The following is an 11,869-nucleotide window of genomic DNA, read 5'->3' as shown; positions in this document are numbered from 1 at the left end:
GCCCACGTGGACCTTCCGCTGGAAGGTTCGTGCCACCTCACCCGAGGAAGTGAACACGGCGGTGCCGTTGCCGTACGGGTTCGAGTTGATGAGCTCGATCGCGGCATCCAGCGTCGGAACCCGTAGCACGGTGAGCACGGGTCCGAAGATCTCGTCGGTGTAGACCGACATGTCAGTGGTGACGTTGTCCAACAGTGAAGGGCCGACGAAGAAGCCCTCCTCGTGGCCATCGACGACCAGGTCTCTGCCGTCCACGATGACCTTGGCACCGGCGGACTCACCCTGACCGATGTAGTCAACGATGCGGTCACGCGACGCCTGGGTCACGACGGGACCCATCTCGGCATCGGGATCTGTGCCCACCGACACGTTGAGACCGACCGAACGCTCTCGGATCTTGTCGACCAGAGTGTCGGCGCTCAGCCCGACGGCAACTACGGCGGAGATGGCCATGCATCGCTGCCCAGCGGATCCGTAGCCGGCTGCGACGATGTGGTCGGCGGCGAAGTCGAGGTCGGCGTCAGGCATCACGACGGCGTGGTTCTTGGCACCGCCGAGCGCTTGTACTCGCTTGCCGGTACGCGAGGCGTTCTCGTGCACGTACTTCGCGATCGGGGTCGAGCCCACGAACGAGACTGCAGCAATTCCCGGGTGCTCGAGGATCGCGTCGACCGCGACCTTGTCGCCGTGCACGACATTGAACACGCCGTCCGGCAGGCCGGCCTCGGTGTAGAGCCGAGCGACGAGGTCAGATGCACCCGGGACCCGCTCGGAAGGCTTGAGGATGAAGGTATTGCCAGTCGCAATCGCCACCGGGTGCATCCACAGCGGAACCATGATCGGGAAGTTGAACGGGGTGATCCCGGCGACCACGCCGAGCGGTTGGCGGAACGAATGCGTGTCGACGCCACCGGATACCTGGTCGTTGTACTCGCCCTTGAGCAGTTGCGGGATGCCGCAGGCGAACTCCACGACCTCGCGACCACGTACGACCTCACCCTTGGCGTCGTCGATCGTCTTGCCGTGCTCGGACGAGATGATGGCGGCCAGCTCGTCCTCGTGCTGCACCAACAGCTCACGGAACGCGAACATGACGCGTGAGCGAGCTGTCACGGAGACCTCGCTCCACGTCTCGTAGGCCTTCGCGGCCGCGACGACTGCGGCATCCACGTCACCAGCAGCCGCGAGGCGAACCTGGGACTTGGGAGTGCCGAGCGCGGGGTCGAACACGTCGCCGAAGCGGTCACTCTCACCCTGGAAGCTCGCGCCATTCACATAGTGGTCGTATTGCGTCATGCGTCGTCCTTCGTGTCGTTGGAAGCCGGCGCGAGGTGGTGGCGCTGGCCCTTCTTGTGGTCTTCGTAGGTCGCGCGGGCGGTGCGGGTCGAGTCGAGCGCTGAGGTCTCAGCTACCGGCACGTCCCACCAGGCCGGACTGTCGGGCGCTGGAATCAGCGGGTTCGTCTCGACGTGGATCACCGTCGTACGCGGCGATGCCTTCGCTTGGACCACGGCCTTGCGGAACCCGTCGATGCCCTCGGCACGGATGACGTCAGCGCCCAGGCTTGCGGCGTTCGCCGCAAGGTCGACCGGAAGCCGATCGCCGTCGAGACCTGTCGGCGTGCGGTAGCGGTACTGCGTACCGAATCGCTGCGATCCGAGCGACTCTGACAGGGCACCGATCGAGGCGAAGCCGTGGTTCTGCACCAGGACCACGATGACCTTGATCCCCTCGGCCACCGCCGTGACGAGCTCGGTGTTCATCATGAGATAGGAACCGTCACCAACCATGACGAACACGTCGCGACCAGCCTCGTCGAACAGAGTGTGCTCGTCCTCGACCGCCATGCGTACGCCCAGACCGCCTGCGATCTCGTAGCCCATGCAGGAGAAGCCGTACTCGACGTGATAGCCCTTGCGGTCACGCGTACGCCACAGCTTGTGAAGATCTCCCGGCATGGAGCCTGCCGCACACAGCACCACGTCACGGGGTGCGGAGAGCTCGTTGACGACGCCGATCACCGCCGACTGCGCCGGCAATGGCTCAGCATCGACGTCGTAGGCGGCCTGGACGATTGCGTCCCACTCCCCTGCCAGCTTGGTGGCGCCAGCGGTGTGGGTCTTCGGCGCGGTCCACTTGTCCAGCGCGGCAGCCAGGGCGAGCAGGCCTTCTCGCGCGTCGGCGACAAGGCTGGTCGCCGACAATTTGTGGGCATCGAACGCCGAGACGTTGAGGTTGACGAACCGTACGTCTTCGGCAGCGAACACTGTGTGCGAAGCGGTCGTGAAGTCGCTGTAGCGGGTGCCGACTCCGATGACCAGGTCAGCTTCAGCGGCAAGGGCGTTCGCCGCGGTGGTACCGGTTGCCCCGATCGCTCCGACGGACTGCGGGTGGTCATATGGAAGCGCACCCTTGCCTGCCTGGGTCTCCGCCACCGGGATGCCAGTCGACTCCGCGAGGGCACGCAGGGCGTCGTTCGCCCGGCTGTAAGTCACGCCTCCGCCAGCAACGATCAGCGGACGTTTCGCTGCGCTGATGGCCGCCACGGCGCGCTCCAGGGCGGCGCGCTCGACCGTCGGGCGTGCGACGTGCCATACCCGCTTGGCGAAGAGCTCATCCGGCCAGTCCCAAGCCTCAGCCTGTACGTCCTGCGGCAACGCAATGGTCACGGCACCGGTCGCCGCCGGGTCGGTGAGCACGCGCATCGCGTTGAGCAGCGCCGGAGCGAGCTGTTCGGGGCGGTGCACGCGGTCGAAGTAGGCCGACACCGGGCGGAACGCGTCATTGACGGACACGTCGCCGTTGGCGGGATCCTCGAGCTCCTGGAGCACAGGATTGGCAACCTTGGTGGCGAACGTGTCGCCAGGCAGCAGAAGCACGGGAAGTCGGTTGATGGTGGCCAGCGCGGCACCGGTGATCATGTTCGTCGCGCCCGGCCCGACGGACGCTGTGACGGCCATCGCCGCGAGCCGGTCGCGCTGGCGTGCGTACGCAACGGACGCATGCACCATGGCCTGCTCATTGCGACCCTGGAAGTAGCGAAGGTGCGACGGCTCACCCGACAGCTCACGTTCGAGCAGCGCCTGACCGACTCCGGCTACGTTGCCGTGGCCGAAGATGCCCCAGCAGCCGGCAAAGAAGGCGTTCTCCACGCCGTCACGCTCGACATACTGTGCCTCGAGGAACCGCACGACGGCTTGGCCGACGGTCAGACGTTCACTCATGCCTTCACCTCGCCAAATGGGAGTCTGGGGTCGATCGGTTGGTCTGCCCAGGAGTCGCGTACCCACGTATGTGCGGGGTCGTCGCAGATCAGCCAGGCGCGCTTCTCGCCGGGACCGGCCATCACGTTGAGGTAGTAGAGGTCGTAGCCAGGCGCCGCGATCGACGGGCCGTGCCAACCGTGCGGGATGAGCACCGCGTCGCCGCTGCGGATCTCGGCTGTGACGTCGATGTCAGCGCCCGTGTGGCCGTAGACGCGCTGGAAGCCGATGCCCGGTCCCGTCGGTCCGTCAGCCACCTCGAAGTAGTAGATCTCCTCGAGCGCAGTCTCGCCATCGCGCTCCTCGTCGTGCTTGTGAGGGGGCCACGACGACCAGTTGCCGCCCGGGGTCAGCACCTCACAGGCGATGATGCGGTCGGCCTCGAGAACGCCGGGAACTCCAAAGTTGTTCACCTGTCGGCTCGCCTGCCCCGCCCCGCGCAGCTCGACCGGCACATCGGCCTTGGCAAGGTATGCGGCAGGCAGCTTGTGTTCGCAGCGTGCGGAGGCGAGAGCGAAACGTCCGCCAGCCGCACTGGTGATCGTGAGCTCGGCGTCACGCGGGACGTAGACCACGTCACTGGGTCCGGCGAACACGTGCTCCCGCCCTTCGAGCGCGAACGCTGCGCCATCAGCCGTCACGTCAGCAGCGCCGCCGAGCGACACGACGACATGCTCCGAGTCCTCCGTGCCGAGCTTCTCGCTCTGACCGGGAGCGAGCTCGAGAATCCGCAGCCCGCAGTGGTCCCAGCCAGCTGACTTGGCAGTGATCTCGAGAGCAAATGGCGCAACCGCCGCCTCCCCTGCACGTAGGACTTGGCTCATGCCATCATCTCCACGGTGGCGTCGACGGCAGCCTCAACATTGCCGTCGGGCGGGAAGAGCAGCGATCGACCGACGACCATCCCTTTGACCATGGGACTTGCGAGCGCCTTGGACCACGCCGCGAACTGCGCATCCTGGTCGGCACCAACCTCGCCGCCGAGCAAAAGCACGGGAAGCGTCGTCGACGCCAGAACCGTCTCCATGTCATCGATGACCGGCATCTTGAGCCACGTGTGTGCGGATGTCGAGCCGAGTCCTGCTGCCACGGTGGCCGACCGGACGACCGCTTCGGTCGAGAGGTCGTTGCGGATGCGCCCGGAGCCGTCACGACCGGAGATGAAGGGTTCGACCATCGCCATCAGCTGACGTTCGGCGAGACTGTCGACCGCCTTGGCCACGGACTCCATCGTCGCCACGGTGCTCGGGTCGCTGGGGTCGATGCGGAACAGCATCTTGCCGCCCTGGTAGCCCGCTGATGAGATGGCGTCTGCGGTGTAGGCCGTGAAGCGGTCATCAATCTCGAACGCAGTCCCGGCCAGGCCGCCGCGGTTCATCGAGCCGATGACGACTTTGCCCTCGAGCGCGCCGAGGATCAGCAGGTCCTCGATCAGGTCGGCGGTGCCGAGGAATCCGTCGACGCCGGGCCGATCGAGCGCACGCACGATCCGGTCGAGCAAGGCGACTCGGTCACCCATCGCGAGCGGGTTGTCACCGGCCCGCAGTGCACCGCGCGCTGGATGATCGGTCGCGATGAGCATCAGGCGTCCGGTCTCGCCGACCAGACCCTTGGGCTGCGTGCGGGCACGAGCCAGTTCGGCGATGCGCTCGGGGTGCAGGGCACGGGTCTCGACGATCCCGGCGATGCTCTTGGCGGTGACGGCGGTCATCGCGCAACTCCTTGGTTGTTCTTCATGTAGGCCGACAGCTGATCGGCGGTGGGCATGGCGTCGGCGCAGGACATCTGTCCGGCCACAAAGGAGCCAGCGGCGTTGGCGGTGGCGAGCATGTCCTGCAGCGAGGCGTTGGTCAGCAGACCGTGTACGAGTGCGCCACCGAACGCGTCGCCGGCGCCGAGGCCGTTGACGACATCGACCGGGACGGGTGGGACGACGACGGACTCGTCACCGCGTACGCCAAGCACACCGGCCGGACCCTGCTTCACGATGGCAAGGTCGACGCCCGCATCCCGGAGCGCCTTGGCCGCTGCGTGAGGCTCGGTCTCGCCGATCGCGACCTCGCATTCCTGCTTGTTGCCGAGCGCGACTGTGACGTAGGGCAGAACCTTGCTGATCTGAGCGGTCGCCGCATCGGCGTTGTCCCAGAACATCGGCCGATAGTCGAGGTCAATGATCGTGGTGCCATGCCCGGCGCGAGCCTCCAGCGCTGCCTGGTGGGCCTCGCGACTCGGTTCCTGCGACAGTCCCGTGACGGTGACCCAGAAGATGTCAGCGGCGCGGATCGCGTCGTAGTCGAGCTCATCGGGGCTGATGTGCAGGTCGGGAGCCTTTTCGCCGCGGTAGAAGTAGAGCGGGAAGTCGTCGGGCGGGAATATCTCGCAGAACACCACCGGTGTCGGCACGTCCGGGACTGAGGTCACCCACGTATCGTCGACGCCGAAGCCCTGGAGTGCCTGGTGGACGAACTTCCCGAACGGGTCGCCTCCCGTGCGCGTGATGGTGGCTGCGCGATGACCGAGGCGAGCTGCGGCGACGGCCACATTTGTGGAGCTGCCACCGAGGAACTTGGTGAACGTCGAGACGTCTTCGAGACCTACCCCCACCTGGTTGGGATAGACGTCGACGCCGACGCGTCCCATCGTGATGAGTTCGTGCGTATTGGTCACGCCAGGGCCGCCGTGACGAAGTCGAGGCACTTCCGGACATTGGCGATGGGGCCGACACCCTCAGGCTCGCCGTTCTTGAGCATCAGATCCTGCTCGAGCACGTACCAACCGTCGTAACCCGCATCACGCAGCGCGGCGATCATCGCGGCGATGTCGACATCCCCCTCACCCAGGACTTGCCACATACCGTCAGCAACGGCGTCTGAGAACGACACCTCGCCGGCGACGACCTTGGCGGCCTTTGCGGTGTCGACGTCCTTGAGATGCACGTGCTTGACGCGATCGAGGTTGGCGAGCGTGATCGACACCGGGTCGGCGCCAGCTGCGGCGAGGTGACCCGTGTCGATGCAGAAGCCGATGTGCGAGCCATCAACGACGCGCTGCACGTCGTCGGCGTTCTCGACCATCGTGCCGATGTGCGGGTGGACGACGGCGATGACGCCGCGCTCGACCGCATGGTCGGCAATGCGGTCGAGATTGCTCAGCAGGGTCTTCCACTGCAGCTCGTCGAGAACCGGTCGGGCGTCATAGCCCGCAACACCAGTCGATGCGGCAAGGACGACGACGCCGGCACCGGTCGCGAGACAGTTGTCGATGAAGACGTCAACGCTGGCCAGCGGGTCGCTGGCCGGGTCATGAAGCAGCACTGGCAAGAAGCCGCCGACGGCTTGGAGGTGATAGGTCTCAAGGAAGGCCTTCTTGGCCTCGGGCGCATCAGGCAGGAAGCCCTCAGGGCCGAACTCGGTTGCCATCAGGCCCAAGGTCTCCATCTCGGCCATAACCCGTTCGCGGGGCATCTGGTAGCCCCAGTCGGGTACTTCACAGACCCCCCAGGAGATGGGGGCGCCGGCCACTCGGGGACCGGCGGGGCGGAGATCGCTCACGGTCATGCTCGTCCTTTTGGTTTGTGCTGACAAAGTATCAGGGTCGAGTGTGTCTCCCATCACACGGCTTGTCAAGCCTTTGTCATGACATATTGACGTACGTACATTTGCGGCTAGATTGTGCGCATGCCCGGCACGAAGTTCACGCTCGATCGCTCCAGCCCTGTGCCGCTTTACTTTCAGGTTGCAGAGCATTTCGAGCAAGCCATCCTCAGCGGCGAGATCGCGCCCGGAGAACGTATTGCCAACGAGATCGCCCTTGCGGCGGACCTCGGACTGTCACGACCGACGATGCGCCAAGCCATCCAGGTGCTCGTCGACAAGGGCATGCTGGTCCGCAAACGCGGCGTTGGCACCCAGGTCGTACGCGGCAAGATACGTCGCTCGGTCGAGCTGACCAGCCTGTTCGACGACCTCAGCGCAGCTGGGCAAAAACCCCGGACCGAAGTTGTCGCCGTCGGCAAGGTGCCCGCGGACGAGGACGTCTCTCGTGAGCTACAGCTGGACGTTGGCGAGGACGTGTGGTCCCTTGAACGCATCCGATACGTCGGAGCTCAGCCACTTGCGCTGATGCACAACTTCATACCCGTCGACGTCGTGGACCTCGAAGCGGTCGACCTCGAGGAGAACGGGCTCTACGCCCACTTGCGGGCCTGCGGAATCCTCATGCGAGTGGCCCGGCAGCGCATCGGCGCGCGAAGCGCCACCTCCGACGAAGCAGCACTGCTCGACGAAAAGAAGGGCGCTCCCCTGCTGACGATGCAGCGGACCGCGTACGACAACGCCGGTCGCGCCGTCGAGTACGGGAAGCACGCCTACCGCCCCGATCTCTACGCGTTCGAGCTGACACTCGTCGACCGCTGAGGCCCGTCAGCCGCTAGTCCCTGGTGCGGAGCCAGACTGTCAGCGCGCCCAGACCGAGGACCGGATCCAAAATTGCGAACGGCACGACGAGTCCGGCATCGACCGTGTCCGTCGCAACCAGAGCCAACAGGAAGACCGGCACGATCAACACCCGGTCGAAGACAGTTGCGAGCCCGAACGAGTCGGCACGGGTCCGCGCTCCCATGATGTAGAACCAGCCGATCACGCCCATGACGAAGCCCAGGACGCGCACCAGCCCGGACTCCCCCGCCTCGAAATCAGCGGCGCCGATCAGCTGCGTCACCTCCGGCCAGGCATAGACAACGACGCCGAACACGACGTACAGGACACCGTTGGCAGCCGTGTACTTGGACAACGGTGTCGACGGGCCAGAGGCCCACAGGGTCTGGAAAAACTTGCCCATCATCCTGGCTCGACCTCGGCCTTGAGCGCCGCGAGGGTCGCGTTCATACCCGCGAGCAGTTCGGTGTCATGGTTGTCGGCGCCGCCGAGAGCCCACTTGGCGGTGAGCCGTACGGACAGCGACGGATCGGGCAGCGCCGTGCGACGCTCGACGACCCGAGTGCCAGTCGAGGTCGGCTCGAGGTCGTAGGACCACTCCACGTCGGTCGGCCAGACGTGGAACGCGAACGATCCATTGCCGCTGTCATTGGTCGGAGGCTTCCAACGCGTGATGCGAGCCGTCGTCGGCCAGGCAAAGCCCTTGCGCCGGTTGATGTTGAGGCTCCGACGGCCGACCTTGGGTTTCCCGAAGGTCCGCATGACGACGAGCTCGGGACTGCGCTTCTTCATGGATGGCACATCGGAGATTGCTGCCCACACGTCTTCGGGCGACGCGGCGATCTCGATCTCGGCCACGAGTGGTGGCTGACCCATCAGGCAGCCTCCGCCGCGGCCTTGATTCGCTCCAGTGTTGTGCTGATGCCGACGCTGAGCGACGCCTCGAAGGTCTCGGCGCCGCCGAGACCCTTGTCAACGCTGACGTCGGAGAACTTGGTGGTGCCATTGGGGATGGTGCGTGACTCAGTGAGGAGGGTGCCTGCTGCCGTGGGCTCCAGCTCGTACGTCCAAACCGAGCGGTTCTCGACGATCTTGAAGGCGAGCTTCTTGTTGGGCTCGAACTCGACAACCTTGGCGGTCGTCGGCCAGCGCAGCTTGCCCTGACCGTTGATGTTGAACGTACGGGTGCCGTGCTTGACACTGCGTCCCAGAACGATCTGCTTGAGCACCTGCGGGCTCCACTCGGACATGCGCCGGAGGTCAGACACAAGGGCCCATACCTTCTCGGGTGGAGCGGCGATCTCGACGCTTCCCTCGATCAACTGCTTCACGGCCATGGTGCTCCTCAGGTCGGTTCGTTCAGGCCTGTCGTGGCGCCGCCGGAAGTGCTCGCATCGTGCGCGTGCGGGCGTTGAGCCACGTGACGAGCCAGTCTCCCACCTGTGGGTGGTTGAGGAGCGCAAAATGGTGAGCGCTCGGGAGGTATTCGAACCGCGCGCCTTCGACGATCGCACCCGTCCGTCCCACTCCGGTTGCCGACGAGAAGTGGACGAGCAGGTCACCGAGCACCGAGCTCAACGGGTGACCCTGCGAGGCGCCGAGAGTGGCAGCAACAAAATGGTATTCGGAGTGCGGGAGCGGCGCGGCCGCAATGCGGTCAAGGCCCCACTGTTCGGTGAGGTCCTGGCCTTCCCACTCATCCTGGGTGATGTAGCCGTGGCGCAGGTCCACGATCCCCGCCGAGCGGCTCTCAAGGATTGAGCTGAACGGTGCCGACTCGGGCCAGAACCGGAGCAAGCGCGAACCGATGTACGCAACCTTCTCGAGATTGGCGCCAGCGTGGGGTGTTCCGAGGCAGACGACATCGCGTACGAGGTGCTGCCACGTCTGGCCTGACGCCGTGGCGTGGTTGGTGGCCGCGCGAACGACGAGACCGCCCATCGAGTGGCCGACCAGGGTGATGCGGGTGACAGCGACCGGCCACGAAGCCACGAGCTGCTGAAGCAACGTGTCGAGATGTTTGCCGTTCTCGGAGATGTGAAGGCCAGTGTTGTAGCGGAGCATGACCGGCGTGCCGTCGGTCTCGGCGGTGACGCGCTGGGCGTACGTCGTGCCCCACTTCTCAGCGGAGTTGCTCCACGACTCGTCGTTCTCGCACAGACCGTGCAAGAAGACGACCGGATGGCTGGAGGCACCGCGGAACGCCTCGGCCAACGGCCAACCCGTTGCGGGGATGTCCTCACCGTCGACCCGGATCGACATCGTGATGGCCTGCGGGTCATCGAGCATGCGCAGCTCGTCGCCGATCAGTCCGTTGACCGCAGCCACGATGAGGCGGCCACGACGTGAGCTCTCGATCGGACGACCCACACCCTTGCTCGACAATGCCCGGATCGAGCCGCTCGACAGACGCAGCAGACCAGATATCGCGCCATAGACGCTGGTCACCGCCGCATCATGCAGCGACTCGGGAACCTGGCTGCCGATGACGCGGGTGGCCCGAAACGCGCGCGACGTGACGGCCTGATGCAGGTCGCGAATCGTCCCGACGATCAGTCGATCGCCGTAGTCGAGCGCGAGTGCAGCGACGTCAGTCGTGCGTGCGGTGTCGGCGGGCATGACACCAGTGTGCCGGTCTTGCCACACGAAGTGGCAATTCCGGCAACGCGTTCTTGGTCACTCCCGGCGTCAAGCCTTCTTGGCTGCGGCCTTCTTGGCAGGTGCCTTCTTGGCGGCCTTCTTGGCGGGGGTGGCAGCGGCGTCGGCCTCGTCGGCGGGCGCCTCGTCGCTGTAGGTACCGTCAGCCAGCAGACGCGAAAGCTCGATCTCCGTACCGGACTTGTCCTTGACCTGAGCCGACTCGACGAGCGATGCGAGGGCCTTGCCGCGCAATACTTCGCTGACCATCTCGGGCACGTGGTTGTGCTCCATGATGTGCTGGATGTAGGCGCTGGGCTCTTCGCCCGACTGCTGGGCGCGACGCATGATGTGTGCCGAGAGCTCGGCGTCATCGATGCCGAACTCCTCGGTTGCGACGACCTGGTCGAGCACGAACTGCGCGATGAGCGCTTCACGTACCCGCTTCTCGAGTTCAGCCTCGAACTCTTCCTTCGTCTGCTCTTCGTCAGCGAGGTAGGTCTCGAACGGGATGCCGGCCATCTCAAGCTGCTGCTCGATCTGCTGGCGGCGCGAGTCGAGCTCCTCCGTGACGAGGTTCTCGGGCAGCGGAGCGTCGATCTTGCTGACGATCTCGTCAAGGATCAGGTCGCGGGCTTCGTTGGCCTGCTCCATGCGCTTGCCGCGAGTCACGCGATCGGTCAGATCGGTACGAAGCTCTTCGAGCGTGTCGAACTGCGACGCGGTCTGGGCGAAGTCGTCGTCGAGGTCAGGAAGCTGCTGCTCCTTGACGTCCTTGAGGACAACCGTCACGTCAGCGTCTTCGCCGACCATGTCGCCACCGGCGAGTTGAGTCGAGAACGTGTTGGACTCCCCGGCCTTGAGACCGATGATCGCCTCGTTGAGGCCGTCGAGCATCGTGGCCGAGCCGATCGTGTAGGGCATGCCTTCAGCCTGGGCAGCCTCGATCGGCTTGCCGTTCTGGGCGGCCGAAAGGTCGATCGTGACGAAGTCGCCATCGGCGGCGGCACGCTCAACCTCGGCGAATGTCGCGAAGCGCTTGCGCAGTTCTTCGAGCTGCTCGTCAACGTCATCGGCGGTCACTGCGGCATCGGCAACTGTGACGGCGATCTTGGAGACGTCGGGGAGGACGAGCTCGGGACGGACGTCGAGCTCGGCGGTGATCTCGATCGGCTCGCCGTCGACGAACTTCGTCAGGTCGATGTCCGGCTGGCTGAGCGGCTGGGTCTTGGTGTCCTGGAGTGCCTGGCTGTACCAACCGGGCAGCGCGCTGTTGATGGCTTCGTCGAGGACCGCGGGGCGACCCACACGCTGGTCGACGATCGTGTTGGGGATCTTGCCCTTGCGGAAGCCGGGGATCGTGATCTGCGAAGAGATCGTCTTGTAAGCCGACTGGAGGCTGGGCTCGAACTCCTCGAACGGCACCTCGATGGTGAGCTTGACCCGTGTCGGGCTCAGGGACTCGGTGCTGCTTTTCACGTGCTGACTCCTGCGTATGTGGGATGTGGCGCTTGGGGGCGCAGCGGGCGACTC

At 65.4% G+C, this 11,869-nt stretch carries 12 protein-coding genes; 1 reads left to right on the top strand and 11 read right to left on the bottom strand.

The genetic code is table 11. The features are described 5' to 3' along the window. The 6 genes from V6M39_RS15745 to V6M39_RS15720 all read right to left on the bottom strand — a co-directional run. Window positions 1-1,296: CoA-acylating methylmalonate-semialdehyde dehydrogenase (locus tag V6M39_RS15745; RefSeq protein WP_332644762.1), on the bottom strand; the 1,296-nt coding region annotated here is incomplete at its 3' end. Further along, window positions 1,293-3,224 carry a 3D-(3,5/4)-trihydroxycyclohexane-1,2-dione acylhydrolase (decyclizing) gene (iolD, locus tag V6M39_RS15740; protein ID WP_332644761.1) on the bottom strand — a complete coding sequence of 644 codons (1,932 nt, stop codon included), beginning with the start codon at window positions 3,222-3,224 and terminating at the stop codon, window positions 1,293-1,295. The genes iolD and V6M39_RS15745, both read right to left, overlap by 4 nt. Further along, window positions 3,221-4,087, bottom strand: coding sequence for a 5-deoxy-glucuronate isomerase (gene iolB, locus V6M39_RS15735; RefSeq protein WP_332644760.1), 867 nt, complete (start codon window positions 4,085-4,087; stop codon window positions 3,221-3,223). The genes iolD and iolB overlap by 4 nt, the downstream gene beginning before the upstream one ends. Continuing rightward, on the bottom strand, window positions 4,084-4,974 hold the full coding sequence (locus tag V6M39_RS15730) for a Cgl0159 family (beta/alpha)8-fold protein (RefSeq protein ID WP_332644759.1): 891 nt from the start codon (window positions 4,972-4,974) through the stop codon (window positions 4,084-4,086). Before V6M39_RS15730 ends, iolB begins: the two co-directional genes overlap by 4 nt. Continuing rightward, window positions 4,971-5,903 carry a 5-dehydro-2-deoxygluconokinase gene (iolC, locus tag V6M39_RS15725; RefSeq protein ID WP_332644763.1) on the bottom strand — a complete coding sequence of 311 codons (933 nt, stop codon included), beginning with the start codon at window positions 5,901-5,903 and terminating at the stop codon, window positions 4,971-4,973. The genes V6M39_RS15730 and iolC overlap by 4 nt, the downstream gene beginning before the upstream one ends. 23 nt (window positions 5,904-5,926) lie before the next feature. Beyond that, a complete protein-coding gene (locus tag V6M39_RS15720) occupies window positions 5,927-6,820 on the bottom strand; it encodes a TIM barrel protein (RefSeq protein WP_332644758.1) in 894 nt (297 codons plus the stop codon). Window positions 6,821-6,940: 120 nt separating this feature from the next. Here V6M39_RS15720 and V6M39_RS15715 point away from each other — a divergent pair, with 120 nt between their 5' ends. After that, window positions 6,941-7,678 (top strand): GntR family transcriptional regulator, encoded by a 738-nt coding sequence (locus tag V6M39_RS15715; RefSeq protein WP_332644757.1) that lies wholly within the window; start codon window positions 6,941-6,943, stop codon window positions 7,676-7,678. 13 nt (window positions 7,679-7,691) lie between these two features. On the opposite strand, the gene V6M39_RS15710 is transcribed toward V6M39_RS15715, so the two are convergent. The 5 genes from V6M39_RS15710 to tig form a co-directional block, all read right to left on the bottom strand. Then, entirely contained in the window at window positions 7,692-8,105 is a 414-nt protein-coding gene (locus V6M39_RS15710) for a hypothetical protein (RefSeq protein WP_332644756.1), read from the bottom strand. Continuing rightward, window positions 8,102-8,575 (bottom strand): SRPBCC family protein, encoded by a 474-nt coding sequence (locus V6M39_RS15705; RefSeq protein ID WP_332644755.1) that lies wholly within the window; start codon window positions 8,573-8,575, stop codon window positions 8,102-8,104. The genes V6M39_RS15710 and V6M39_RS15705 overlap by 4 nt, the downstream gene beginning before the upstream one ends. Then, on the bottom strand, window positions 8,575-9,036 hold the full coding sequence (locus V6M39_RS15700; protein WP_332644754.1) for an SRPBCC family protein: 462 nt from the start codon (window positions 9,034-9,036) through the stop codon (window positions 8,575-8,577). The genes V6M39_RS15705 and V6M39_RS15700 overlap by 1 nt, the downstream gene beginning before the upstream one ends. Before the next feature lie 22 nt (window positions 9,037-9,058). After that, the gene (locus V6M39_RS15695) at window positions 9,059-10,318 is read right to left on the bottom strand and encodes an esterase/lipase family protein (RefSeq protein WP_332644753.1); all 1,260 of its coding nucleotides are present in this window, start codon (window positions 10,316-10,318) and stop codon (window positions 9,059-9,061) included. A 69-nt stretch (window positions 10,319-10,387) separates the two neighbouring features. After that, a complete protein-coding gene (gene tig, locus V6M39_RS15690; RefSeq protein ID WP_332644752.1) occupies window positions 10,388-11,815 on the bottom strand; it encodes a trigger factor in 1,428 nt (475 codons plus the stop codon). Between the last annotated feature and the right edge of the window lie 54 nt (window positions 11,816-11,869).

Source organism: Aeromicrobium sp., from assembly GCF_036675695.1.
Classification (GTDB): domain Bacteria; phylum Actinomycetota; class Actinomycetes; order Propionibacteriales; family Nocardioidaceae; genus Aeromicrobium.
Note: the sequence above shows the minus strand (reverse complement) of the source record. Positions and strands in the feature narration are given on the sequence as shown.

Bases quoted from the DNA above. Each gene is read 5' to 3' on its own strand.
- V6M39_RS15720 (WP_332644758.1), bottom strand. From the start codon at position 6,820: ATGACCGTGAGCGATCTCCGCCCCGCCGGTCCCCGAGTGGCCGGCGCC.
- V6M39_RS15695 (WP_332644753.1), bottom strand. From the start codon at position 10,318: ATGCCCGCCGACACCGCACGCACGACTGACGTCGCTGCACTCGCGCTC.
- iolC (WP_332644763.1), bottom strand. From the start codon at position 5,903: ATGGGACGCGTCGGCGTCGACGTCTATCCCAACCAGGTGGGGGTAGGT.
- V6M39_RS15710 (WP_332644756.1), bottom strand. From the start codon at position 8,105: ATGATGGGCAAGTTTTTCCAGACCCTGTGGGCCTCTGGCCCGTCGACA.
- V6M39_RS15700 (WP_332644754.1), bottom strand. From the start codon at position 9,036: ATGGCCGTGAAGCAGTTGATCGAGGGAAGCGTCGAGATCGCCGCTCCA.
- V6M39_RS15705 (WP_332644755.1), bottom strand. From the start codon at position 8,575: ATGGGTCAGCCACCACTCGTGGCCGAGATCGAGATCGCCGCGTCGCCC.
- V6M39_RS15715 (WP_332644757.1), top strand. From the start codon at position 6,941: ATGCCCGGCACGAAGTTCACGCTCGATCGCTCCAGCCCTGTGCCGCTT.
- V6M39_RS15730 (WP_332644759.1), bottom strand. From the start codon at position 4,974: ATGACCGCCGTCACCGCCAAGAGCATCGCCGGGATCGTCGAGACCCGT.
- iolB (WP_332644760.1), bottom strand. From the start codon at position 4,087: ATGAGCCAAGTCCTACGTGCAGGGGAGGCGGCGGTTGCGCCATTTGCT.
- iolD (WP_332644761.1), bottom strand. From the start codon at position 3,224: ATGAGTGAACGTCTGACCGTCGGCCAAGCCGTCGTGCGGTTCCTCGAG.